The organism is Streptomyces platensis (assembly GCF_008704855.1).
Taxonomy (GTDB): domain Bacteria; phylum Actinomycetota; class Actinomycetes; order Streptomycetales; family Streptomycetaceae; genus Streptomyces; species Streptomyces platensis.
The window spans coordinates 4,775,624-4,798,932 of sequence record NZ_CP023691.1 but is presented as its reverse complement, the minus strand read 5'-3'; the positions used below and the strand labels follow the sequence as shown (position 1 = coordinate 4,798,932).

The following is a 23,309-nucleotide window of genomic DNA, read 5'->3' as shown; positions in this document are numbered from 1 at the left end:
CGGCCAGGGGGCTCGGGGGCTGAGGCCGGGCCCTTAGGAGGCGGGGACCCGGGGACGACTCGCGGATTTGCCGGATCGGGTCTCCCCGCCCGCTGATCATCCCCCCTAACGTGGAGGAATGTCCGACCCCACCCGGACCTCGCAGTCCACGCGCCACGCCACCGACCCGGCCGCTGCCGCCGCCCGCACCCCGGCCGCAGCCGTCGCCCCCACGATCCGCCGCCCCCTGGCGGCCGCCTTCCGCGCCGCCCTCACCGCGGCCGCCCTGACGGGTCTGGTCCTCGCCGCCCTCGGCGACCCCGCCCCGGCCCACCTCCTCACCCGCTACACCGTGCAGGCCAACCTCGCCCTGGCGCTGGTCTCCGCCGGCTCCGCCCACCGCGCCTGGACCGGCCGCCGCCCCGTGAGCCCCCGCCTCACCGGCGCGCTCCTCTGTTTCCTCGCCCTCCCCGCGCTCGTCCACTACGCCCTCCCCGCCGCCGACGCCACCGCCTTCACCCTGCCGGCCACCGGCACCCCCACCGCCGCCCAGGCCCTCTCGCGCCTCCTCCTCCACGGCCTCACCCCGCTCGCCGCCCTCGCCGACTGGCTGCTGCTCACCGCCCCCCGCGGCTTCCGCCTGCCCTGCGCCTGGCAGTGGCCGGCCTACCCGCTCCTCTACCTCTCGTTCGCCCTCGCCTTCCCCACCACGGCCGGTGCCCCGCCGCCCACCGTCGCCACCGCGCTCACCCTCGCCCTGGCGGTCTGCCTGCTCCCCCTGATCGCCATCGGGATCGACCAGGTCAGGCCCTCTCCCCAGCTCCACAAGAACCGGATTTCACCTACAGGGATCAGTCCGCTAAAGTAGAGCTCGTTGCTTCGGGGTGTAGCGCAGCTTGGCAGCGCGCTTCGTTCGGGACGAAGAGGTCGTGGGTTCAAATCCCGCCACCCCGACTGAAGAAACACCAGGTCAGCCCTGGTCTTCCGACAAGGAAGACCAGGGCTGATTGGTTTTCAGGGCCTCCTTGGGAGAAATCTGGGAGAAGATCTTGGAATCCGTCTCCCAGCGAGCCGCTACCGGCGTTCCGCCAACCGCACCCGCAGTAGGTCATCGAGCACGGCGACGGGTGACGTGTGACACATCGCCAGTCGAGCGTCCAGCGCCGCTTCCCACTCCGCAGTGAGTCCGACTGTCAGGTCCTCACGCATCTGCCGCGTGATGTGGCTGTACCGAGCCTGCACCGAGCCGTCCACGTGGCCCATACGTTCGTCCATTAGCTTCGAGGGAATGCGCATGTCCTCCATGCGCGTCTTGTGCGTGTGGCGCAGCCCGTGAGGAGTGAGCCCTTTCGCTACAGGAAGCCAGCACGCGTCAGCTCGACCCTGGGCCCCTCTTCCACGCGCGGGGACGCCCGGCCACGGGTCAGCGAGAAGCGGCACGGGGCGCGCTTCCTGAGGCGCCTTTTTCGGGTACCAACCGGATGCCGCCGGCGAGAACAGCCACGTCGCGAAGCCGTTCCTCCGCCAATGCGCCGCCTGGTCGACAGCACCTCCGCCGCGTGTGAAGCCGAGAGCCGCGATAGCTTCCTGGACACGCGCCCTCGTTCCCTCAGCTACGAGTTCGGGCCGGTTGAGGACGTTGGACACGGTGCCAGTGGAGACATCGGCACGCCTTGCCACGTCCACGACCTTTGCACCGGTCTCCCCGGTACGTGAAAGCCCTTGTCCCCGAAATACGTACGTTCTCCCATGGCACGGGCAAGGAGTCGGCTTCGTTCGGGCCACGTGCTTGGACAGGAGGCCCACAAGCCAGCCAGGCATGTCGATCGTGCGGTAACTGTCGTCTTTCGGGGGACAGTGCTCGAACTGGCCTGTGTCGAGTTCATAGAGCTGCCACTCGACACGCAGGGCCTGCGAACGCAGGAACTGCGTCTCCAGCCCCACCAGCTCTCCCCAGCGCAGGCCGGTGTAGCCCTTCGTGACACAGGCCACGAACTCGTCATCGCGGCCGGAGAGAAGAGAGGCTCGCTCGGCAACAAGCAGGATGCCGAGCGGATCTGTGATCACCTTCTCCGGACCCCGATCCCGTGACCTGCCTGCGCGCTTTCCTCTGCCCCGCCGCTTAGTGGCGGGGTTGGCACTAAGGAGTCCCTCCTCGACCGCGTCTTCGAGCACCAAGTGCAGCGTGCCCCGCCATGTCTTCATGCTGGACGCCGCATACAGCGCCCTCTCCCGCTTTTCCCACGTCTCTACGTCGGTGCGCTGGATGGAGGCGAGCGGGCGGTCCTCGAACTCAGGAAGTAGGTGCTCTTCCAAGTGACGGCGGTAGTTCTGCATCGTGGAAGCGGCCAGATCCTGAGCTGCGTACCAGCGCGACGCGTAGGCGCCGAAGGTGATCTGCCCTGCTGAAGGGTCCCTCCAGCTACCAGATCGAACCTTCACTTCTTCTGCGTCAGCTGCGCGCTTCGCTTCGCGCTTCGTTCGAAAGCGGATGACGTCTCCGTTGTCGTCAGCCACCGTGCCGTACTTGCCCGTTGAGGTCTTGTATCGACCACGCCAGTACGTGCCTCGGTTTTCAGCGAATCCCATGTTCTCTCTCGTCAGGAAAGGCGTGGGGCGGGGACCAACTCATCGGTCCCCGCCCTCACGCGGTCTCTCATTTCGTCAGGCGACGTTTTTGGCCCGTCGCGGTCGGCGCGCCCGAAGCTGTACGACCGGCGTGCCAGCCTGAGGGCGCACCCGCCGGCGCGCTGCACCGTTCTCGGGGGACTGGTTGCTTGTCCCTTGCGGGCGCTCCTCAAGGATGTTGAGGATCTCTTGCACGTGCTCCTTCGTGAAGCGGTAGCCGCTGCCGCTCTTGATGAACGGGATGCGACGCCGCCTCGCTTGCTCCTTCACCCACCACTCCGAGCAGCCGAGCGCGGTAGCCACATCGGCAGCCGAGTACAGCTGGGGAAGCTCGTGGAGCGTCTGGCGCGAAGCCATGGCACCTCTTCCTGCATAGGTGGAGGGGGCCGACTTCCGCCCCCCCTTCTCAGGGATCCGCAACATCCGCCACGCCGCAACATTGCTGGTCAGCGGCTTGAATCTGTGGCGGATGCCGTTTCTGTTGCGGATAGGTGCCGCCGCGCGCGGGGCCCGGCGGCACCTATCGGGTAGGCGGCGTCAGCCGACGCTGCGGAGGGCTCGTGTGTCGGTTTCGGCGAACATGTGGCGGGTCTCAGAAGGGCCTTCCGCCACAGATTCACCCCCGTTGACCTGCGGTGTTGCGGACGTTGCGGATGTTGCGGATTCCCCGGGGGCAGGGGGGCAGTAGCGGGCCCAGGCGTCGCTGAGATCCTCCGCGTAGTAGCCCTTCGGCGTGGTGCTGCCGACGCGGATCCCGCGAGGCTTGATCGGGGTGTTGTCGGGGCGCACGTACTGGCTCAGGAGCTTGGACAGGGCACGTGCGGTGAGCGGCTTGCTGCTCTGTCCGTCCTCGCTCAGGTCGGACCAGGGGGCGTCATCGAGTTGGAGGAGGACTTCGAGGATGGCGGCGGTGGGCATCCGGTCCACGCCGCAGAACACGCGATCCCGCAGGTCCGTGAGCAGCTTGACGCCGAGGGAGGCTTGGTCGCCGTCGGATGCGGCCTTGATGAGCGCGACGCAGGCGGCGCGCGCTCGCTCGGGCCAGTGCCCGCCGGCCGCATCTGCGACCGCGAGCAGGGGTTCCCATACGTCGGCCGGCCGGTCGGTGACGCCTTCGGGCATCTCCGGCCATGCCTCGGCGATCTGCTCGTTGATGGTGGCGGTCCAGTCCGCGAGGCGGTCTCGCAGGACGTGACCCTGCTTCTCGTGGACGCGTCGCCGGTAGGGCTCGCACGTCTCGTTGGGGGCCTTCTTGCGCATGCGGATGATGACCGACCTGGTCAGGATCGTGTCGGGCAGCGAGCCGAGCCCTGCCATGGCGACCGCGCAGAACGAGTCGAACCATCCTGCTTTCTGCTCGGAGCCTTCTCCGACGCAGCGCAGGGACTTGGCGCCGCGCCGGTAGCCGGAGTTGAGGAACCCCCGAACCTCTTCGTTCCCACCCGCCTTGGGCCCGAAAACGGTGTCGATCTCGTCGAACAGCAGCGTCGGCGTTCCCGCATCGGCCGCCACCAGCCGGAACAAGGCGTTGGCGGAGGCGTTGACGGTGGTCGCCGAGCGCGGGGTGAGGGTCTCGATGATCTCCAGCGCGCGGGACTTCCCGGAACCCGGTTCGGGGCTAAGGAAGGCGATGCGAGCGGTGCCGTCGAGCGCGTCGATCAGGTGGGCGTGCGCGTCCCACAGTGCGACAGCGACGTAAGCGTGTTCGGTGGGGAAGACGTTGAAGCGGCGGTGGAAGTACTCGACTTCGTCCAGCAGGGCAGCGCCGTCGATGTGTTCGGTCATGCGGCGGTCTTCCTGTCCGTCTCGGGGGTGCGGTGGGGGCAGTGGCCGACGTGCACGCGGGCGGTCAGTTCGATGACGGCCTTTCGGCCGCGGGCCCGTTCGTGCCAGCCGCAGGAGCACAACCAGTCGGCAACGGGTACGTCGCCGCGGTCCAGGCCTCGGATTTCGAGGCCGGGGCGGATGCCGGTCACCGTGACCGTGTGCAGGTCAGGGTGAAGAGCTGAAAGGACGCCTTCGGCGGCGACCTTCGGCGCCCCACTGCCGGAGGGGGTGCGAGCGAGCTTGGCGGAGTTGATGCCGTCAGCAGTGGCGGGAAGGCTCTTAATTGGGGGAGATTCGGGGCCGGTCATGCAGTCCTCCGCCCGGTGTTGTGGGCGATGGACCAGTTCAGGGCGCTGGTGATGGCCGAGGTGCACTCGCGCTCTCGCAGGCCGGCCGCGATCCCCGCCCAATTAAGAGCCTCCTCAACCCGAACCCGGTCGAGGTCGCCGGACGCGATCAGCCGCCCCAGAGCCCGCGCAGCCCGCACGAGAGCCGCGTTCCGGCTCCCTTCCGGTGCGCGTTCGACGTTCGCGGTCTCGTTGCGCAGGGCGGCTTCCGCGTACGCCGAACCTCGCCCCGGCTGCGGTACGGGCACCGAACGCTGCGGCTTGGGCGAGCTGGTCAGAGCCTGCGCCAGCCACTGAGGCAGGGGCGCGGCGGGCGAGTGGTTGCCCTGGTAGACGCCTCCGGAGACGACGCTGCCTTCAGCGACGACGTAGCCACCCCACGCGCGGGTGTCGATGAGCGGCCCGAGCTTGCCCGCGGTGTTGCCCAGCCGCACCCCGGCGGGGGCGGTGAAGTACAGGTGCAGGCCGCCGCTGGCAGTCCGGACGGTGTAGGTGGCCGGGACGGGCTGCCCGGCGCGCTCGCAGAGCGCCTGGAAGGTCGCCATGCCGTCAGGCATGTCGCTCTTGCCGTTCTTCGGCACGTCGAGGTCGACGACGACCAGCCCGGAGGGACCGGTGGCGATCCCGACGTTGTACGTGGCGCCGTGCTCCCAGGCCCGTTCGAGCTGCAAGGGGTTGTCGGTGGCGCGCTGCTCCCACTTGGCGTGGCCGCCAGAGCAGTCGCCGGTACGCGGGCAGTGCTGCTCACCGTGCAGGGCGGGCTGCTTGGCTCCGGGCCGCAGAGGGAAGACCATCCAGCCGCGGTTGGCGGCGGCCAGGGCGGAGCTGTAGAAGGGGTTGCCCATGCCTTCGACGTAGTCCGTCATGCTGCGGCCTTTCCTGTGAGAGTGCTGAGGAACCGGGTGCCGAGCCACTGCCCATAGGCGGGCGGGATGGCTTCGGCGATCTCCTTGCGGACCTCGGTCCAGTCGATGCCCATGGCCTGCTGCCATTCGGCGACGGTGCCCTTGCCGCCGCCTTCGCCGTAGACCTGGAAGTACGGCCCCTCGTACCAGACCCCGTGGCGCATGCCGGCCACGCGGCCACGGTGCGGGCGGTGGGCGGGCTTGGGGGCGGTCCAGTGGCCGAGTTCGAAGTTGCGGTGGCGCAGGACGGCCAGGCCGAACATCTCGCCGCACAAGGTCACGTCCACCCGCATCCGCTTCGAGGCGCGGCCCGGGGGCTGTTCGATGACATACGGTCGGCCGGTCGCTTCCAGCGCCGCGCGGGTGGGCTCCAACAGGTCGGGGTAGCCGGAGCGCTTGGCGGCGTTGGTGCCGGCGGTCAAGGTGCAGTCGAACTGGCACGGCGGACCGGCATGGATGAAGTCGAACTCTGCGCCATGGACGCGGATGAACTCGATCGCGTCGCCCTGGTGGAAGGCGTCGCCGACGTAGCGGGGCTGCGGGGCCAGGTCCACGCCGGTGACGTGGAATCCGGCGGCCAGGTAGCCGGCGGTGTCGCCGCCGACACCGCAGAACGCGGCCAACACCCGCGGGCGGGCTCGCCGGATCGGGACAGATTGAGTCATGCTGGATGTCTCCTCTTCATGCTGGAGCTGGAGACCAGGGCGGCCCGAGGCTTTGGCGAGACGCGGGCCGCCCTAGCCATGTCTAGAAGGGCGGTTCGTTGCTGTAGCCGCGGTTGCTGCGGCGGTAGCGGGTGGTGTCGGCCCACTTGGGCAGCCAGATCGTCACCAGCGGCAGGAACGGCGCACAGGGGCAGTCCACGAAGTCCGGCTCCTCCGGGTCCGATGCGCTGCTGGTCATGACGCAGCCGTAACCCCCGCAGATGCGGCAGTTGGGGTCCGGGGTGCGGTGCAGGCCGAGGATGGGCCGCGGGCCGATCGGCCGGCCGCCGATGGGGTGGGAGTACCAGGCGGAGTGGTAGCGCAGGATCAGGCGGGGGCGTCGCATACGGTCCTCTCAGTGGTGGTTGATGGTTCCGTTGGCACGGCCGAGGAACCCGGTTGCGGTGATGTGCTGGGTGATGTGGGGCCGCTGAGCGCCATTGATGCGGGCACGGACTCGGCCGATGAGGATGGCGGCTGCGGTGCCACCGGTGGCGATGAGGGCGACGGCGGACCACAGGGCGTGGCTCATGGCGATCAGTCCCGGTGCTGCGGTGGAGAGGCCGACGGCAGCCATGCCGATACCGCCGCCCACGGTCGGGGCGAGCAGGGCAGTGGTCTTGGCCCAGGCCGGGATCGGCTGGGCGACCGGCACCACCGGAGCGGCGGGCGCCGACGGCGGGCTGGTGGGGCCGGTGCTGTAGGCGAGGGCGCGTTCGCCGCTGGGGAGGATGACCTCCTGGACGCCCGGCGGGATCTCCTCGGCGCGCATCGCCGAAAGCACCGGCGCGGCCGGGTAGGGGTGTTCGGTGTGCACGGTTCCTCCTCGGCGGCCGCAGGCCGGTTCAGGTGGCGAGGTGGGTGAGGGCTTCGGCTATGGCCTGGCAGAGGTTGTAGATGGGCTTGTAGGCGCCGGTTCCGGCGACGAAGAACCCGAAGAGGAACAGCACGCTCGCGGTGCCGAGGCTGACGTGCCGGCCGCGTAGCAGGACGACGGCGAGGATGCCGAAGAGGACGACAGCGGAGATGGTCAGGGCCATGAGGCTCCCGTCGTGGTCGGAGGCGTGAGCCCCGGCCGGTCGGTCCGGTCCGGGGGCTCACGTGGTGACGGTGCGTGCTTGTAGCGGGCTTGTTGTCGCTTGTAGCGACAACAAGGAGAGAGGGGGCTCAGTGCCCCGGGGAGGGGTTGGAGGGGCGTGTGCTTGTTGTCGCTACAAGCGACAACAAGCACACGTTGGTGACGCTCAGTTGCCGCCCTGCTGGTCCGAGGCGTAGCTGCGGTGGACGTAGTACGCCTGTGTTCCGGTGCCCATCTGGCGGACTTCGGCGGAGGCTGCCCACACGCGCAGCCATCCGGAGATGGTGGTGCGGTGGGTGCGGTAGCCGAGGGTCTTGAGGTCGGCTTCCATGCGGGAAGGTCCGGTGCCGTCCGGCCCGGCGTCCAGCAGCAGGCGCATCGCGGCGTCCTGCGCCGACGGCATCGGCGCAGGCGAGGAAACGGGCTGCTGTTCGGCGGCCGGTGCGGCCTCCTCGCCGGGCTTGGGTTCGTCGGCCGACGAACCCCGCTCCGCCGTGTTCTTCGGCTCCTGGGGCGGTGTCTGGCCGGTGTTGTTGACCACCAGCCGCAGCGTCTTGCCCGGCCCCTGCTCCCCGGTGTCGTGCGCGGGGCGAGGGGTGTTGGTGGTGCTGCGGGTGGGGAAGAGGCGGGCCCATTCGGGGCTGCCGGGCTTGATGCCGGCGCCCGGCCCGCCCGGTGTGGCGCCGGTCGCCGGGTTCATGCGGACCGCGGCGCCGGGTGCGGTCGCGGTGGGGACGGGGACGACGGTCACGTCGGTGTAGGGCCGGGTGACCGGGTGCAGGGTCTCGCCCTCGTACAGCGCGGGCAGAACGCGGGCCCAACGGGACTCGTAGTAGCGCCCGTAGGGGACGCTCCGGGAGACCTCATCGAGCATCGGGCGCCGTTCGGAGACGGCGGCGGCGATCTGGTCCATACGGTCCGGCTCCAGCACGAACGCCTTGAAGGGGCGGGGCTTGGTGGTGCCGTAGGCGTTGAAGCCGCACCCCGGCCATGGTGCGTCGGCGGGGTCGACCTGCTGGAACCCGGAGAAGAGGTAGGAGAGCTCTTCGGGGTCGGTGACGTACATGCCCCAGCGCCACTTGGCGCGCTTCTTGACCGGCACCGGGATGGAGTCGGATGTTGCCCGCAGGGACGAGACCTTGACCCGCACCCGCACCGCGCGGCCGGTGTTCATGACCGTCTCGATCTGCTGCTTGATGCCGCCGGGCAGGTCCGCGGTCTCGTCCACCACGATGACGATTTCGGGGACGTCGGTGCGGGCGGGGAGTTTGGTGTCGTTGGCCTTACGCATGAGCTGCTGGTAGCGGCGCTTGCGGGTCTCGATGATCTGGAGGGCCATGGTGAGCATGGCGCGCGTCTCGTCGAGGGTGTGGGCGCTCCAGTCGATGACCGGCCGGGTGTGGGTGCCGTCGATGGCCCAGGAGTTCAGCCACGGCAGGGACAGGCCGGCACCGGTCGTGTCGATATGCCACACCAGAGCGTCCACGGTGCGCAGGAGCTGGGCGTTGATGACGTTGAGGGTGTTGGTCTTGCCCGATCCGGTGTCGCCGATGCCCAGGCCGCAGATGAAGGCGAGTGACCCGAGGGCAGGGGTGCCGTCGCGGTGCAGCCCGATGGCGAACTCGTCATCGATGCTGGTCGGCGACAGATCCAGCGGGAAGGGAATGTCCTGCTGCATCACGTTGACGGTGGAGACGCGGATGATGGCGGTGCCCTTGCGGCGCCCGCCCGTGACTTCGACGCCGCAGCCTTCGTCCAGGCGCAGGTCTGAGCCGAGGGCGTCCTCGAACCGTTTGAGCTGGCCCCACGTGGCGCCACCTGGCAGATCCATCTCCACGGTGTAGCCGGTGTTGGCCGCCCACGGCTGGATGGCAACGACCTTGCAGCCCTCCAGCTTGGCGATGCGGGCCAGGCGGTCCTTCCACTGGGCGCCCCAGGCGTCGTGCCGTTCCTGCCGCTCCGCCTGCTCGGCCACCTCGGCGGCCTTGCGGCGGCGCAGCTTCTCGGCGCTTTCGTAACGCCCGACACCGTTCCAGGACAGCCGCCCGGCCAGAGCCGCACCGGCAAGTGCGGCCAGGGCGGGGAGGGTCCAGGGCGGGCCGCCCGCGGCGGCCCAGGAGGACCAGCCGCCGGCCGCCAGCCACAGACCGGCCCGGTAGGCGAGCGTCCCGCCCAGTCGTCCCCGCCGGGCTCCGTCGATCGCGGCCCCGACGGCGCCGCCCGCGGCAACGGCCATGTCCCACATCGGATGCACGCCCGTGACGTAGGTCAGGGACGACGCGGCGAGCGCGGAGGTGACGGCGGTGGCGGTGGCGGTGTTGAGGGTGTGCTGGCCGTGCCAGTCGAGGTCAGGCACTGGCTCCTCCGTTCTTGGGTGCGGCCCACATGTGCTCGCCGTTGCGGGGGTTCTCGTTGTGGTCGATCTCCTCGGAGTGCAGGCGGCGGAAGGCCGGCTGGAGCTCCATCGCGGCGGAGATGGCCTTGCGCAGGCCGTGGACGACGTCGGCGACCATCTCGGCGATGCACGGGTCGACCGGGTAGGTGTCCGCGGACCGCGTGGCCAGCGAGGTGACCGCATCGGCGAGGTGCTCAAGGCCCACGGGCAGGCCCTCGTACTCGGCGCCGACAGCCATGGCGGCGCTGTCGCCCATGCCTTCGGGGGACCAGGACTGGTAGACGCCGCGGACTTCCTCGGCGGCGGTGGCCAGGACTGACGCGGTGGCCCACAGGGCGCCGTCGCCGTCGATGCCGCCGACGTTCCACCAGTGCTCGTTGACCCGCGGATTCTCCAGCCGCATCACGTCGTGCTCGTGCACCTGGCGGAAGGTCGGTTCGATGTCGTCGGCGTAGGCGGCGGTGGCCTCCAGGACCTGAGAGACCTGGCTGACGCCCTCGGCCATCGCCGGGTCCATCGGGTAGATGGTCGCGGAGTTCTCCGCCAGCGCCATCACCGCGTCATTCACGAAGCGGATGGCGTCCGGCAGGCCCTTGTACTCCGCCGCGACCGCGGCCATGGCGGGCGGGTCGTAGGCGGCGTAGGCGTTGGCGACCTCCTCCGCGCTGGTGGCGAAGACGCTCACGTGCTCTCCCCTCGTTGTGGGTTCCTCGGTAACCGGCCCGTTGGTGGCGCCGGGGTCGTCGCAGACGTGACCGACGTGCTCGGCGTCGGAGGTGATTGGGGTGGCCATGTCGGCCAGTTGGGCGTTCAGGCGGCGGCGGGAGGCGTCGGCGAGCTTGCCGAAGACCTTGCGCGCCACCCGCCCCGGCCACGACATCCCGGCATTGGTGAACCGGAACCGCTTGTTGACCACGGCGGGGATGTTCGCGAACGCCCCGACGAACAGCGAGGCCGGCATCACCGCGAGGGCGGCGACCGTGGCGAAGAACGCTGCGGCCGCCAGCCGCAGGTAGTGCCGCAGGCGGGCATAGCCCCGGCGCCGCAACCCCTTCGTGGCACCCCAGGCCCAGCCGAGCTTCGACTTCGCCCAGGCCCACGCCTTCGCACCCCACGCCCGAAACCACGTTCCGGCCCGCTCCCGCCACCGGGCCAGCCGCTCCCCGGCAGACGCCGCCAGCCGGGCGGCGCGGCCCTGCGCGGCAGCCACCGTCTCCCGACCCCGTCCATGCGACCGGCCCGCAGACCCGGCACCAGCGCCGCTGCTGGACGCTCCGGCCGCCGACTTCCCGCGTCGGCCACTGCCGAATGCGCCGCCTGTGCCCGCGGCGCCATGGCGGCCGCCGCCCTGCGCGGGACCCCGACGCGAACCGCGCCCAGCCCCGCCGGAGAACGAACCTGCCCGTCCGTCACGCGAGTTTGCGCCCACACCGGAGGTCTTGGTGGGGAGCTTGCTGAGGCCGACGGAGCCAAGCCCCGACGCGCCGCGACCAGCCGCAGCTCCTCCCCGGCCCGGACCGCCAGCCGCTGCGCTCTGGCGCTGTGAACTGCCGCGCACTGCACCCAGACCGCTCGAACCAGCGCCCGCGCCGCGGCGGCCGAACAGTCCACCCCGGCCGCCACCGTGTCCAGCACGCCCGCCCGCAGCCGCACCGGAACGCATCCGACGGCCCGCGGACCCGCCACGGCCCCCGGCAGCACCGGCCCGGGACGCCCGTCCGGCGCGTCCGGCGCGTCCGGCGCTGGTCGTGGTTGCCGCCGCGGCCCGGCGCTGAGCGGTGCTGCGCGTGGAGCGGACCGTGGCGATGCCGAGGGCGCCGACACCGGCCGCCGCCAACCCGCTGGCCACCAGTGCGCCCACCGGGCCCATGGTGCTCAAGGCCCCGCACACCCCGACCGTGGACAGGTTCACGGCATTGGCCAGCAGCGGCGCCGCCGGCAGACCCCCTTCGGGGCTTTCCTCCTGTTCTTCCTCTTCCTCCGGCCCGTCGTCGTCCGGCGGGCTCGGCTCGTCGTCGGACGGGCCGGGGGCAGGCAGGTTCAGCACGTGTCCGCCTGCCTCCTGGTGCGGCAGGAGCTCGGTGTCGTCCGCAGCGGGTGCGGCGGCGGTGATCTCCTCGGCCTGCTCGGCCGTGGTGGTGTTTTCCGGCATGCTGAACGGGCTCCTCTCAAGGAGTCAGAGCGGCGCCCCCGGCCGGGCCCTGGAAAGCGGGCCGGGGGCGCCGTACGAACGGCCCAGATCAGGGCCGAGGTAGTCAGGTGGCGAATGCGGGGGCGTCTGCGCAGGTCACGCAGACGCCGAGCGAGGTGGGGATGGTGTAGCCGCGGTCCAAGCCGCAGACGGGGCAGGTGCGGCGGGCGGCGAGCGCCGCGTCGATGGCCGCCCACTTCGCCGGCGTCATGGGCCGGACGGGCTTTGCGTGGTCGGTGCGGTAGAGGTAGGCGGCGCGGATGCCGCCGCGTACGCGGCGCGAGCGCCACAGGATCTGCGCGGCGATCTCCTGCCCGCCCGGCCGCAGTCCTGCCGCGCGCAGCTGCGCGCGGGTGGCCAGACCGTCCGGGGCGAGGTGCCACGGGTAGGTGGGGACCCCGAACGTGGTGCCGTCGGGGTCCCAGAAGCGAGGCCCTGGCATCAGGAGATGGCGGCCGGGGCGCTGCCGTTAACGGCGTGGTGCGCGGCAGCGCGCGGCTGGTGCGCGGCGAGCTGCGCGGCGCGCGCGGAACGGAATTCCTGGACCCAGTTGCGGGCATTGCCGTCGCTGACGCCGAAGCGCTTGGCCAGCTCGGCAGCGGTCGGCTCAACCCGGCCCTGGGTCGCGTCGAGGGTGTGAAGGTAGTGCTGCCAGCCTTCCTGCTTGGCGGGCGACTTCCACACCGGCCCCTCCCCCGACACGGCCCCTTCCGGTGCCTGCGGGCGCAGGGCAGCCAGGTCGCCGCGCAGCCGGTCACGGATCAGCGTGGCTTCCTCGATGTCCCGGCTGACCTGCGCCAACTCCTCCTGCCGGCCGCTGGTCTCGTCGCGGGCCTGCTGCGCTTGGCGGGTGAGGGAGGACAGGACCTCCTGCTGCTCGGTGATGGCTCCGCGGACCTCTTCCAGGCCCGCAGCGGCCTCGGTCCGCAGCCGCTCGGCGTCGGCCTGCGCGGTCTTGAGGACCTCTGCCGCGCGCTGCCGCGCGGCCTGCTCGGCCTTCCGCGCGTCTTCCGCGCGCTGCCGCGCACCGCGCGCCTGCTCGGCCACCCCGGACTCGTCCTCCAGGGCCGCATCGCGCGCCTCTTCCACGCGGGCCAGCTCCTCCCGCGCGGCGGTCAGGGCCTCTTCTGCGCGCTGCCGCGCGCCCTCCGCCTCCTGCCGCGCGTCGTCGGCTTCCTTCCGCGCGTCTTCCGCGCGCTGCCGCGCGTCCTCAGCTTCCTTCGCCAGTGCGGAGGATTCGAGGCGCTGCGCGCCCGGCGTCACCGCCAGGTCCTCGATCAGCGCCAGGACAGCCGTGGTGTCGGAGTAATTCAGGCGCGCGACTTCCTCCGCGCGGGTCAGGGCGGCCAGCCGCCGCACCAGCGCCAGCGACTGCCCCGGGTCGGTCGCCACGTCCGCACGGTCCAGGGCCTTTTGGGCCCGGCCCCGCAGCTTCTCCCGCCGACGCTCCACCCGCCGCGCCGCCCGAGGACGACCAGCAGGCGCACCGGCCTCCAGGGCCAGCCGCAGCCGGTAGACCCGCAGTGCCGCACGCTGCGCCAGGGCAGCGCGCGCAATGGCGGACGAGGAGGTGCGGGCGTCCAGGCCCAGCAGGGCGAACAGGCCGGACCAGGCGTGCTGCCACAGCAGCGCCACCAGCCGAGCAGGCCCCGGCCGGACGTCGTCCTCCTCATCCCGGCTGGGCACGTGGAGCTTGCTGCGCAGCTGGAGTTCGATCAGCCACGCGGCCAGTGCCGGCACCGCGGCGAGCACCGGGCGGGCCCACCAGTTCGGGGCGTGGACGGCGTTCATCGCGCCGGAGAAGCCGACCAGGGTCCAGGCGGTGCGGTGCATGAGGTGCAGCTCTCGCGTCCAGCCGACCTGGGGGTCGGCGGTGCGGTAGAGCATCACCAGCAGCGTCATCTCCGCCGCGTCGAACACCGAGATGAACGCGACCGCGAGGAGTTTGGGCAGGTGGACGGTCTCGGTGGCAAAGCCCCACAGGCCGTAGACGCTGACGGCGACACCGCCGAGCGCCACGATGGCCTGCGGGCCGATGCCGGCCAGCCACGCCGAACCGCGCAGCCGCCGCACGCCCCACAGCGTCACGGCCACCGCAATCAGTACGGTGGCCAGTGGCGCGGCCCAGGACAGCCAACCGGGCTCGTCGGGCAGGAGTTGGGAGAGGCTCGGGATCATCCGGCATCACCGCCGTCCGCGACCGCCCACTTGCTCAGCGGCGAGATGCGCCAGTCCGACTCCACAACCGGACGGTCGCTGGGGGCCATGCCCCAGCCGTCCGGGTCGATGCCGAAGGAGGCCGCGTGCCGCTTGGCCGCCGCCTCGTCGCGATGGACGCTGTGGAGCTGCCCGTAGTGCAGCAGCACCACAGCCCTGGCCATGGCGTCCAGGTCGCCGCTCAGCGTGTCGATCCGCGCGGCCTGCTCAGTCACCGTCGCACGCGCGTCGGCGAGCTGGTCCTCCGTGCGCTCCAGGATCTCCCGGACAATCGCCGCGTCGGCTCGGTTCGCCTCGGCCTTACGCTCGGCGGCCTCCGCGTCGGCGGTCAGGTTCCAGGTAGTGCGTACATGGCGGGCGTAGGCGGCATCTGCGGACGCCTGCACCTCCTGCGAACGCGCGTGGGCCTGGTCGGCCTCCTGCTGGAGGGTGACCAGGCGGGTGCGGGTGATGATGCGGATCATGCCTCGTCCTCCTCGGGCTCGAAGACCATGCCCAGATGCCACAGGTGGCCGCTGGCCACCTGGAGTTGGCCGAGCAGTTCAGACAGGGCCAGACGCGCATCCAGGAGCGCCACCCCGGCACCATGCGCGTGTTCCTCGGGCCTCGTCCCGTCATCCGGGGCGAGCACTCCTGCCGCCAGATCGCGGTGCACACGCCGGTCCATGTGCTCGGTCGCCTCCAGCAACCGCCTGCACATCTCCACCAGGGAGATCACGGCGCGGCTGACCTCAAGCGTGCTGTCGTACCCGCCGGCCAAGGCGGCGTGGTTGTGCTGGCGCACGGCTTCGGACGCGGCCTGCATGCGTGTGGCAGGGGCCAAGGACTCGCTCATGCCGCACCGCCGGTCTGCATGGAGTTGCGGTTGAGCAGATCCCGGCGGGCCGCCAGCACCTTGCGCCGGGCCCGGCGCAGCCGCCGCGCGTCCACCTCTGTGATCGGCCGGTCCAGCACGCTGATCTGTACGTCCAGCAGCTCGACCTCGGCCGAGATGACCGGCATCTCCGCCTCGATCGCCTCCAGCTCCGCGGCCGTCGGGCCGCCGACGGGCGGGTTGGCGGTAACAACCGCCTGAAGTGCAACGATGGTCTTCATGGGTCGTGTACTCCTTCAACAGTGGGACGGCCCGAAGCACCCCTCGGAGCGGCTACTCCGGGGGGTGCAGGCCTTTACGGGGTGGTGGATCAGGGACGGGACAGGACGCGCGCCGCCGTTCCGGCCAGGCAGCCGGCCGCATCGACGGCCGACTCCTGCCGGGCCGCCAGAACGACGGCATTCGAGGCTCCGCGCATCTCGTACGTGGCGCGCACAGCGGCGTCCACCTCGGCACGGACCTGCGGCAGCAGCGCCATCAGGGCGACCTGCGGGGCGGTGACGGCGGACCGGGTGACGTGGCTGGCCTCACGGGCGGCAGCCACATCAGCCGGCGCCGCACCGGACAGCCGCAGGTCCTCGCGCACCCACATCGCGCGGCGGTGATCGGCCAGCGCGGTGCTCAGCTCGCACAGGGCCTTCAAGGCCCGGTCCCGCAGGGCCTCACGGCGCTGTGAACGGGCCGCGCAGTACTGCTGGACACCGACGACACCAGCACCCAGCACGGTGCCGACGACCGCGACAACGGCGGCAGCGATCTCCATCGAACTCCCCCTCTCGGGGCCGGGCTTTCCGGCTCCCCTCAGCCCCGCCCGTACAGCGCGCAGAGCGCGGGACGGGCGGAGGAGGCAACCGGCCGCCGCATCAAGTGCGGCGGAACCAGGTAGAAGCGGACCGGATCTCATGCAGGCGCCGCCGGCCGGTCCATCAGGACGGCGCCCAGGTATGTCGTCGGGTCACACCGACCTCCCACGATCAGCAGGGATGCGGCTTCACCGATGCGCCGTTGCCACGGAGCATCGGTCCCGAGCCGGGAAAATCGGGCGCGTCATCGTCACTGCTCTGACGCCAGCAGGGCGGCTGCACGGGGTGGCACCCAACGGGTGTTCTCCAGGGCCGGTGCAGTGGCATGTGGTGCCGCCGACGACATCACCCGGTCGTCTCGGGGGCGATCTGTCTCATCTCGCCACGTGCGTTGGGGCCCCGCTGTACTGCTCCTACCGCCTGCCGAGCGCTAGAAGGAGACCGTCGTCCATCACGGCGGTTTGCCCCCGGACCCTCGCCCTAGGCACCTACCGCGACCGCCGCTCTCGCGTCAGCCCCGCACGATCACTCTTCAGTTCTCAAACAACGACCGCTTCCTTTCGCCCCCTGTCACCGGGGCGGCCGGGCGGCGCAGCCGTGCTGCACGCAGCAGGCACCCGATCGGCCTGACCAACTTGGCTAGCCCGATCGCGATGGGAATAACGTAGCCATCCTGGCTAGTCACGTCAACACCTGACTAGCCTGGCTGTCCTGATCGATGGCGGAGGACGTAGCATCGGGGCATGACCTTCACGCCGGAACCCCTGGACCCGGACGACGATCGGCCGCCGTACGAGCAGGTGGCGAGCAGTCTTGGCGCAGCAATTCGGACGAAGCGGCTGGGCCCTGGCGACAAGCTCCCGTCACACAAGGACCTGACCGAGATCTATGGATTCGCGCGCGCCACGATTCAGCGCGCGCTGCGAGACCTGGAGGATGATGGTCTCGTTGTGTCCCGCAAGGGGAGCGGCGTCTATGTCCGCAACCGCACTGAGCGGCCAGCAGGGCTACGCCCGTACGTGGAGCAGGCGTTCGCCAGCCCGAAGGTCTCCATCGACTTCGCAGGGTTCTCCAGCGAGACGCTCCACGGCGCGCTTCAGGAGCCGATAGACAAAATTCGCGTGGGTCGTCTGACTCCGTCGAGCATCAATATCCGCATTCTTGTGCCGGACATGTCGGTGCCCCAGGCCGCTCCAGTGCGTCGCGAGGACGGGTCCGACGACCCACGCCTACGCAGCCGCATGCACGACATGATGGTCGGCTTCACCCGCAGCATCGCCAATGCTGTCCATGAGCTGAGCGTTCTCGGGCTGGTCGCAGAGACAAGCGTCAGCGTGCGGGTCCACAGCGGAACACAGTTCTTCAAGCTATACGTGATCAACGAGGAGGACGCGTTTTTCGGGTACTACCCGATCCGGCCGAACAAGGTGGTCACGCAAGGAGAGGTCGTCGAGATCTACGACCTGGTGGGCGCAGACGCCACGCTGTTCCACTACTCCGTGAATGAAGGCGAATCATCGAGCGGCGCGCAGCAGGTCGCGCAGGCCCACATGTGGTTCGACAGTGTTTGGAACACCATCGGAAGGGACGTCGACCCTGATGGACGGTAGCAAGCTGTCCGAGGTCATCGGAGCGACCGAGGGCGTCCTATTCGACTTCGACGGGCCGATCTGCGACGTGTTCGCGGGTCGGCCCGCTACCGGCGTTGCGCGGGAACTCGCGGAGGTCGTGGCCGGCCACGATCCGACGCTCGGTGGCAAAGCACACGGCGTCGACGACCCGATGGAGATCCTGCGCCTTTCGATGCAGGGCGGTGAGCTAGTCATCCGGGCCATCGAGGAAGCATTGACCAAAGCCGAGGTGTCAGCCGTTAAGGTCGCGGGCCCGCCCATTCCTGGCGCGGTCGCTGCCCTGGAAGCGGCGCATTCGTCGGGGCGAAGGGTCGCCGTCGTCAGCAACAATTCCACGGCCTGTGTGCAGGCGTTCCTGATGCTGCACGGCCTTCGACACCTGGTGCACGAGGTCGTTGGTCGTGCCGCCTACCGGCCGGACCTGATGAAGCCTGAGCCCCATTCGCTCTTGCTCACCGCCGTGCAACTTCGCATCAGCCCCAATCACTGCACCCTCATCGGGGACTCGGTGACAGACGTCGAAGCCGCTCGTGCTGCCGGGGCGATGTCCATCGGCTTCGCCAACAAGCAGCACAAGGAGCTTGCTCTGGCTGAGGCAGGGGCCGACGTGGTGGTCACCGACATGGCCAGGGTCGCCGTAGCTCTGGTGGGCGAGGACTAGAAGCCCCTACGCCCTCCGGATCCGGGCAATTACCCCTCTTCATTCAGCGCCCCCTGCGCGCCCGCGTTGGGCACGATGTTCGGCATGGACCTTGAGGGGATAGGTGCGCTAGCAGTGGACCCGGATACCTAGAACTCTAGGGCACCCTTGGTGGGAGAAATCTGGGAGAAGACCTCCTCCCAACCACCTCCACCCACCACGCCAAACCAACTCACACCGAGGGCCTGACCAGGCCCGATGCCTCATTCCCGTGGTGCGGGATTCATCCGGACCTCGTTCGGGACGAAGAGGTCGTGGGTTCAAATCCCGCCACCCCGACTGAAGAAACAACAGCTCAGGCCCGGCCTTCCGTCAAGGAAGTCCGGGCCTGAGCTGTTTCCTGGGGCAGCTCGGGAGCGGGCGATGAGCGGTTCTTGGCTTCGCGCGGGACGGGTGCCGACCGCTGACGCCCCTTCAGGGGCTTTTCTCTGCCCGGCAGACGCGATATCGAGTGTGATTCGGGCCACAAGTGGTGGCGTTCCCCTAAGGGCGTGTGCCCCGGCAGTACTGATCCCGGGCTCCACCGCACCCACGGGCGGGCCGGCGGCGGGCCCGTCCGGGCCGTACGGCAGGAACTACGCCGCGCCGTTCGCCACCGGTCCCTCCCCTGTGAGGACCGGTGCCGAACGGCGCGGGCGGCGGCGATCCGCGCCCCCCGTACCGGCGCGGATCCAGGAAGGGCCGGACCCGTGGTCGACGCGGCAGCGATCCGGCGGGGACCGTTTCCACAGTTCCCTCGCGTGAGCGCACCAGGACCCTCACCACCGGCTCGTGACTCCGGCGGAGAATGACCGCGAACGTGCATCTGGAGTGGTCTCCGAGCGCTGCGCCGGTGAGCTGTCCGGGTGAGCCCGGTTGCTGTGCCGCTGCGATGGGATCCTGCCAGCTGGGGGTCCCGACGGGGAGGTTCCGGTCTCGATCGGACGGTGTCTCCACAGGTCAGCCAGCTAAGGTGAGTTTTCCGGTCCGGATGTCCAAGTGCGGGGGACGTAGGGGGTGGAAGCCTTGAGTTCCGACTCAGGGGCACGTACAGCCTTCGCGGAACGTCTCGCGCTGCTGTACAAGGAAGCCGGCAACCCTCCACTCAAGAAGGTGGCCGAGGCGGTCGTCCGGCTCCAGCGGGTCGACGAACGAGGGCGCCCCGTGCGGGTGTCCGTTCAGCGGATCAGCGACTGGCGACGGGCCAGGAACGTCCCCGCGCAGTTCGCCGCGCTCGCCGCGGTGCTGCACATCCTGATCCCGCAGGCACGACGCCTGCGGCCCACTCCGGTGTCCCCGGGTCTGTACGACCTGGCGCAGTGGCAGCGGCTGTGGGAGCGAGCGGTCGCCGGGCCGGTCGGCGACCGTGCCGCGGGAGCGGGGCAAGAGGAGGAACGCCCTCCGGCCGACGCCGCGGCCGTGCCCGGTGTGTGCCCGTACCGGGGGCTGGCTTCCTATCGTGAGCAGGACGCCAGGTGGTTCTTCGGGCGGGAGCGGAGCACGGAGGCGCTCGTCGCGCAGCTGTGCACGGCGGAGGAGACCGGCGGCCTGGTCATGCTGGTGGGCGCCTCGGGGGCGGGAAAGTCCTCGCTGCTGAACGCCGGCTTGGTACCGGCGTTGCAGAACGGCGCACCGGGTGACGAGAACAGCCCGAAGCGGGAGGTTCTTCAGTTCGTGCCGGGCGGTGATCCGCTCGCGGAGCTTGCCCGCCGGATCCCCGGGCTGGCCGAGGTCATCTCCGCCACGGCGGGCTCGGCGGCGACGGAGCCCGGTACTCCGCACTTCGCGCACGCGGTGCGGGAGGCCGCCGCGGCATGGGCGGAACGCGGGACGTCGTCCTCCGCCACCCGTCCGGTCGTGCTCGTGGATCAATTCGAGGAGGCCTTCACCCTCTGCTCCGACGAGACGAGCACGCGCACCTTCATCCAGACCCTGCACGCCGCGTGCACGCCCGCCGATTCGGGCGAACCCGCCCCCGTGCTCGTCGTCCTCGGCATACGGGCCGACTTCTACGAGCAGTGCCTCGGGCATCCCGAACTGGCCGATGCGCTCCAGCACCGGCACATGGTGCTGGGGCCGCTGACCACCGCGGAGCTGCGCGAGGCGGTGACCGGCCCGGCCAAGGCCGTGGGCCTGGAACTCGAACCGGGGCTGACGGAACTCATCGTCCGGGAAGTCAGCGCCGACGGCGCCGGCGGGGCGCACGACGCGGGGGTGCTGCCGCTCCTCTCGCACGCCCTGCTCGCCACCTGGCAGCGGCGGAAGGCGGGACGGCTGACGCTGTCCGGCTACCGCGCGGCGGGCGGGATCCAGGGGGCGGTGGCGGCGACCGCCGAGCGGGCCTGGTCCGGTCTCGACCCGACGGCGCGTACAGCCGCGCGGCTGCTCCTGCTCAGGCTGGTCCGGCTGGGAGAGGACACCCAGGCCACCCGCAGGCGGGGAAAGCGTCACCAACTGGCGAATGAGTCGACGGATCCGGGCAAGACGGAGGAATCGCTCGAAGCGCTGGTGCACGCCCGGCTGGTGACCCTCGACGCGGAGGCGGTCGAGATCACCCATGAGGCGCTGCTGCACGCCTGGCCGCGCCTGCGCGACTGGATCGACGAGGACCGGAACGGCAATCTGCTGCGCCAGCGGCTGGAGGAGGACGGCCGGGCCTGGGAGGACTCGGAGCGCGACACCTCCATGCTCTACCGGGGCTCCCGCCTGGAGCAGGCCCGCACCTGGGCCGACTCCGCCGGTGACACCTTTCTGACCCGCAGCGCGGTGGAGTTCCTGGCCGCCTCGGTCCGGCTGCGCAAGCGCACCGTCCTGCTGAGCCGTGGTGCGGTGGCGGCGCTGGTCGTCATGACGCTGCTGGCGGTCGGTTCGGCGGTGATCGCGCGGCAGCAGCGGGACGACACCGTTTTCGAGCAGGTGCTCGCCCAGGCCGACCGCGCCCAGTACACGGATCCATCCCTGTCGGCGCAACTCGATCTGGTGGCGCACGGCTTGCGGCCCGACGACTCGGGCACGAACAACCGCTTGATCTCGATGGTGAACGCGCCGCTGGCCACACCGCTGCTGGGCCACACCGGCGCCGTCTACCTCACCTCGTTCAGCCCGAACGGACGGATCCTGGCCACCGCCAGCTACGACCGGACCGTGCGGCTGTGGGACGTGGCGGACCGGACGCATCCGAAACCCCTGGGCAAGCCCCTCACCGGCCACACGAGTTGGGTGAGCACCGCGGTCTTCAGCCCGGACGGCCGCACCCTCGCCAGCGCCGCGGACGACGGCACGGTCCGGCTGTGGGACGTGCGGGACCCCGCCCGTCCGCACCCGCTCGGGGCGCCGTTGTCCGGTCACAACGGCACCGTCTTCCTGCTCGCCTTCAGCCCCGACGGGCAGACGCTGGCCGCCGCCGACGAGGATCACACCGTGCGCCTGTGGGACGTCCGCGATCTCCGGCGGCCGAAGGCGCTCGGTACGCTGACCGGCCCCACCGCCGCCGTACGCTCGGTGGCGTTCAGCCCCGACGGGCGGACGCTGGCAGCCGGCGGCGATGACAACATGGTCCGGCTGTGGGACATGGCCGACCGGCGTCATCCGGCGCCGATCGGCAAGGGGCTGACCGGGCACACGGACACGGTGCACTCCGTGGCCTTCAGCCCGGACGGCCGGACGCTGGCCAGTGGCAGCGACGACAACACCATCAGGCTCTGGAACGTGTCCTCCCCCCGGCACGCGAAGCCGCTCGGCGCGCCGCTCACCGGACACACCGGCCCCCTGTGGTCCGTGGCCTTCAGCCCCGACGGCAACATGCTCGCCGCCGGCAGCGCGGACAGCACGGCGAGCCTGTGGAACGTCAGCGATCCGGCGTACCCGTCGCAGGTCGGCGAGCCCCTCGCGGGCAGCAGCGGTGAGATGTACGCGGTGGGTTTCAGCCCCGACGGGCGGACCCTGGCCACGGGGAGCGGCGACAGCAAGGTCCGTCTCTGGTCGATTCCGATGTCGAACATGGTCGGCCGGATCGGAGCGTTCCGCCCGGACGGGCGGGTGCTCGCCACGGGTGCCCGCGACCGAAGGGTGCGGCTGTGGAACGTGCAGCGTCCCCACCGGCCCGTGGTGCTGGGCAAGCCGTTCGCGCCCGGCAAGGGCGATGTGCGTTCCCTGGTGTTCTTCCCGGACGGCCGCACCCTCGCGGTGCTGATGGGAAGCCAGGCCGTGGAGCTGTGGAACGTCACCGACCCGGCGCACCCGGTCCGCTACGGGGAGCCCGCCAGGCTGAAGACCCGCTTCGTGGGCCCCGACGCGCTGGCCATCAGCCCCGACGGGCGCACGATGGCGAGCGCGTACGAGGACCACACCATCCAGCTGTGGGACGTCACCGCCCCGTCCCGCGTCCGTCCGCTCGGCGGGCCGCTCACCGGGCACAAGGGGTACGTCAACTCCCTCGTCTTCAGCCCGGACGGGCACACGCTCGCCAGCGGCAGCGCGGACGACACCGTACGGCTCTGGAACACCACCGACCCCCGTCACGCCGTCCTCTTCGGCAAGCCGCTCACCGGGCACCTGGGACCCGTCAACGCGCTCGCCTACAGCCCGGACGGCCACACGCTGGCCAGTGGCAGCGACGACGACACCGTACGGCTCTGGAACACCACCGACCCCCGTAAGGCGACCCGGCTGGGCTCCCCGCTCATGGGTCACACCGAAGCGGTGGTGTCGCTGACGTTCAGCAAGGGCGGCCACACCCTGGCGAGTGGCGGGAACGACAACACGGTCCGGTTCTGGGACGTCACACCGCCGTCCGGGGCCACGCCCATCGGACAATCGACGAGTCCCAACGCCAAGACCGGCAATTTCCTGTCGTTCAGCCCGCAAAGCCAGATGCTCGGAGTGTCGAGCGGCGCCGGAACCGTCCGGCTGTGGAACCTGGACGCCGACAAGGCCATTCGCCGCATTTGCTCGACCACCCGGGGCGTGCTGACACCGGAGAAATGGCGCGAGTATCTGCCTCATCTCGCGTACGCGCCCCCATGCGACAAGTAACGGCGCCGGGCTCCTGT

General features: G+C 70.6%; 21 protein-coding genes and 1 tRNA gene. 5 read left to right on the top strand and 17 right to left on the bottom strand.

Annotated features, from left to right (window positions below):
- The first annotated feature begins 118 nt into the window (after positions 1-118).
- Both CP981_RS21300 and CP981_RS21295 read left to right on the top strand, forming a co-directional pair.
- Positions 119-847 (top strand): hypothetical protein, encoded by a 729-nt coding sequence (locus CP981_RS21300; RefSeq protein ID WP_085923213.1) that lies wholly within the window; start codon positions 119-121, stop codon positions 845-847.
- Between the two features lie 12 nt (positions 848-859).
- A tRNA-Pro gene (locus CP981_RS21295) sits at positions 860-933 on the top strand.
- A gap of 120 nt (positions 934-1,053) precedes the next feature.
- On the opposite strand, the gene CP981_RS21290 is transcribed toward CP981_RS21295, so the two are convergent.
- From CP981_RS21290 to CP981_RS21210, 17 genes are all read right to left on the bottom strand, one after another.
- On the bottom strand, positions 1,054-2,568 hold the full coding sequence (locus CP981_RS21290; RefSeq protein ID WP_085928743.1) for a LacI family DNA-binding transcriptional regulator: 1,515 nt from the start codon (positions 2,566-2,568) through the stop codon (positions 1,054-1,056).
- A 75-nt stretch (positions 2,569-2,643) separates the two neighbouring features.
- Positions 2,644-2,964: a helix-turn-helix domain-containing protein gene (locus tag CP981_RS21285; RefSeq protein WP_085928744.1), complete on the bottom strand. Its 321-nt coding sequence runs from the start codon at positions 2,962-2,964 to the stop codon at positions 2,644-2,646.
- Between the two features lie 180 nt (positions 2,965-3,144).
- A complete protein-coding gene (locus tag CP981_RS21280) occupies positions 3,145-4,392 on the bottom strand; it encodes a DUF3631 domain-containing protein (protein ID WP_150522361.1) in 1,248 nt (415 codons plus the stop codon).
- Complete coding sequence (locus tag CP981_RS38730) at positions 4,389-4,742, bottom strand: hypothetical protein (RefSeq protein WP_244329733.1); 354 nt, start codon at positions 4,740-4,742, stop codon at positions 4,389-4,391. Before CP981_RS38730 ends, CP981_RS21280 begins: the two co-directional genes overlap by 4 nt.
- On the bottom strand, positions 4,739-5,647 hold the full coding sequence (locus tag CP981_RS21270; RefSeq protein WP_244329732.1) for a bifunctional DNA primase/polymerase: 909 nt from the start codon (positions 5,645-5,647) through the stop codon (positions 4,739-4,741). Before CP981_RS21270 ends, CP981_RS38730 begins: the two co-directional genes overlap by 4 nt.
- Complete coding sequence (locus tag CP981_RS21265; RefSeq protein ID WP_085928642.1) at positions 5,644-6,351, bottom strand: class I SAM-dependent methyltransferase; 708 nt, start codon at positions 6,349-6,351, stop codon at positions 5,644-5,646. Before CP981_RS21265 ends, CP981_RS21270 begins: the two co-directional genes overlap by 4 nt.
- Positions 6,352-6,433: 82 nt before the next feature.
- Positions 6,434-6,736 (bottom strand): hypothetical protein, encoded by a 303-nt coding sequence (locus CP981_RS21260; RefSeq protein WP_085928643.1) that lies wholly within the window; start codon positions 6,734-6,736, stop codon positions 6,434-6,436.
- Between the two features lie 9 nt (positions 6,737-6,745).
- On the bottom strand, positions 6,746-7,207 hold the full coding sequence (locus CP981_RS21255; RefSeq protein ID WP_425282147.1) for a hypothetical protein: 462 nt from the start codon (positions 7,205-7,207) through the stop codon (positions 6,746-6,748).
- A gap of 28 nt (positions 7,208-7,235) precedes the next feature.
- The gene (locus CP981_RS21250; RefSeq protein ID WP_085928644.1) at positions 7,236-7,430 is read right to left on the bottom strand and encodes a hypothetical protein; all 195 of its coding nucleotides are present in this window, start codon (positions 7,428-7,430) and stop codon (positions 7,236-7,238) included.
- Positions 7,431-7,634: 204 nt separating this feature from the next.
- Complete coding sequence (locus CP981_RS21245; RefSeq protein WP_085928645.1) at positions 7,635-9,824, bottom strand: hypothetical protein; 2,190 nt, start codon at positions 9,822-9,824, stop codon at positions 7,635-7,637.
- Positions 9,817-11,073 carry a hypothetical protein gene (locus tag CP981_RS37805; protein ID WP_085928646.1) on the bottom strand — a complete coding sequence of 419 codons (1,257 nt, stop codon included), beginning with the start codon at positions 11,071-11,073 and terminating at the stop codon, positions 9,817-9,819. Before CP981_RS37805 ends, CP981_RS21245 begins: the two co-directional genes overlap by 8 nt.
- A gap of 1,045 nt (positions 11,074-12,118) precedes the next feature.
- Complete coding sequence (locus CP981_RS21235; RefSeq protein ID WP_085928647.1) at positions 12,119-12,496, bottom strand: RRQRL motif-containing zinc-binding protein; 378 nt, start codon at positions 12,494-12,496, stop codon at positions 12,119-12,121.
- A complete protein-coding gene (locus tag CP981_RS21230) occupies positions 12,496-14,232 on the bottom strand; it encodes a hypothetical protein (RefSeq protein ID WP_150522360.1) in 1,737 nt (578 codons plus the stop codon). Before CP981_RS21230 ends, CP981_RS21235 begins: the two co-directional genes overlap by 1 nt.
- On the bottom strand, positions 14,229-14,735 hold the full coding sequence (locus CP981_RS21225) for a hypothetical protein (RefSeq protein ID WP_150522359.1): 507 nt from the start codon (positions 14,733-14,735) through the stop codon (positions 14,229-14,231). Before CP981_RS21225 ends, CP981_RS21230 begins: the two co-directional genes overlap by 4 nt.
- A complete protein-coding gene (locus CP981_RS21220) occupies positions 14,732-15,106 on the bottom strand; it encodes a hypothetical protein (protein WP_150522358.1) in 375 nt (124 codons plus the stop codon). The genes CP981_RS21225 and CP981_RS21220 overlap by 4 nt, the downstream gene beginning before the upstream one ends.
- On the bottom strand, positions 15,103-15,366 hold the full coding sequence (locus CP981_RS21215; RefSeq protein ID WP_150522357.1) for a DUF6284 family protein: 264 nt from the start codon (positions 15,364-15,366) through the stop codon (positions 15,103-15,105). The genes CP981_RS21220 and CP981_RS21215 overlap by 4 nt, the downstream gene beginning before the upstream one ends.
- Before the next feature lie 89 nt (positions 15,367-15,455).
- Positions 15,456-15,908, bottom strand: coding sequence for a protein kilB (locus CP981_RS21210; RefSeq protein ID WP_244329731.1), 453 nt, complete (start codon positions 15,906-15,908; stop codon positions 15,456-15,458).
- Between the two features lie 783 nt (positions 15,909-16,691).
- Between CP981_RS21210 and CP981_RS21205 the strand changes: the two genes are divergently transcribed.
- The 3 genes from CP981_RS21205 to CP981_RS21195 all read left to right on the top strand — a co-directional run bounded on the left by CP981_RS21205 (position 16,692) and on the right by CP981_RS21195 (position 23,292).
- A complete protein-coding gene (locus CP981_RS21205) occupies positions 16,692-17,558 on the top strand; it encodes a winged helix-turn-helix domain-containing protein (protein WP_085928741.1) in 867 nt (288 codons plus the stop codon).
- Complete coding sequence (locus CP981_RS21200) at positions 17,548-18,240, top strand: HAD family hydrolase (protein WP_085928742.1); 693 nt, start codon at positions 17,548-17,550, stop codon at positions 18,238-18,240. The genes CP981_RS21205 and CP981_RS21200 overlap by 11 nt, the downstream gene beginning before the upstream one ends.
- A gap of 1,035 nt (positions 18,241-19,275) precedes the next feature.
- Positions 19,276-23,292, top strand: a complete 4,017-nt coding sequence (locus CP981_RS21195) for an nSTAND1 domain-containing NTPase (RefSeq protein WP_085927823.1) — start codon at positions 19,276-19,278, stop codon at positions 23,290-23,292.
- Positions 23,293-23,309: the final 17 nt, after the last annotated feature.

What these genes read in the sequence shown, in the direction of transcription:
- CP981_RS21300 (WP_085923213.1), top strand. Translation starts at nt 119, where the DNA reads ATGTCCGACCCCACCCGGACCTCGCAGTCCACGCGCCACGCCACCGAC.
- CP981_RS21290 (WP_085928743.1), bottom strand. Translation starts at nt 2,568, where the DNA reads ATGGGATTCGCTGAAAACCGAGGCACGTACTGGCGTGGTCGATACAAG.
- CP981_RS21285 (WP_085928744.1), bottom strand. Translation starts at nt 2,964, where the DNA reads ATGGCTTCGCGCCAGACGCTCCACGAGCTTCCCCAGCTGTACTCGGCT.
- CP981_RS21280 (WP_150522361.1), bottom strand. Translation starts at nt 4,392, where the DNA reads ATGACCGAACACATCGACGGCGCTGCCCTGCTGGACGAAGTCGAGTAC.
- CP981_RS38730 (WP_244329733.1), bottom strand. Translation starts at nt 4,742, where the DNA reads ATGACCGGCCCCGAATCTCCCCCAATTAAGAGCCTTCCCGCCACTGCT.
- CP981_RS21270 (WP_244329732.1), bottom strand. Translation starts at nt 5,647, where the DNA reads ATGACGGACTACGTCGAAGGCATGGGCAACCCCTTCTACAGCTCCGCC.
- CP981_RS21265 (WP_085928642.1), bottom strand. Translation starts at nt 6,351, where the DNA reads ATGACTCAATCTGTCCCGATCCGGCGAGCCCGCCCGCGGGTGTTGGCC.
- CP981_RS21260 (WP_085928643.1), bottom strand. Translation starts at nt 6,736, where the DNA reads ATGCGACGCCCCCGCCTGATCCTGCGCTACCACTCCGCCTGGTACTCC.
- CP981_RS21250 (WP_085928644.1), bottom strand. Translation starts at nt 7,430, where the DNA reads ATGGCCCTGACCATCTCCGCTGTCGTCCTCTTCGGCATCCTCGCCGTC.
- CP981_RS21235 (WP_085928647.1), bottom strand. Translation starts at nt 12,496, where the DNA reads ATGCCAGGGCCTCGCTTCTGGGACCCCGACGGCACCACGTTCGGGGTC.
- CP981_RS21230 (WP_150522360.1), bottom strand. Translation starts at nt 14,232, where the DNA reads ATGATCCCGAGCCTCTCCCAACTCCTGCCCGACGAGCCCGGTTGGCTG.
- CP981_RS21225 (WP_150522359.1), bottom strand. Translation starts at nt 14,735, where the DNA reads ATGATCCGCATCATCACCCGCACCCGCCTGGTCACCCTCCAGCAGGAG.
- CP981_RS21220 (WP_150522358.1), bottom strand. Translation starts at nt 15,106, where the DNA reads ATGAGCGAGTCCTTGGCCCCTGCCACACGCATGCAGGCCGCGTCCGAA.
- CP981_RS21215 (WP_150522357.1), bottom strand. Translation starts at nt 15,366, where the DNA reads ATGAAGACCATCGTTGCACTTCAGGCGGTTGTTACCGCCAACCCGCCC.
- CP981_RS21210 (WP_244329731.1), bottom strand. Translation starts at nt 15,908, where the DNA reads ATGGAGATCGCTGCCGCCGTTGTCGCGGTCGTCGGCACCGTGCTGGGT.
- CP981_RS21205 (WP_085928741.1), top strand. Translation starts at nt 16,692, where the DNA reads ATGACCTTCACGCCGGAACCCCTGGACCCGGACGACGATCGGCCGCCG.
- CP981_RS21200 (WP_085928742.1), top strand. Translation starts at nt 17,548, where the DNA reads ATGGACGGTAGCAAGCTGTCCGAGGTCATCGGAGCGACCGAGGGCGTC.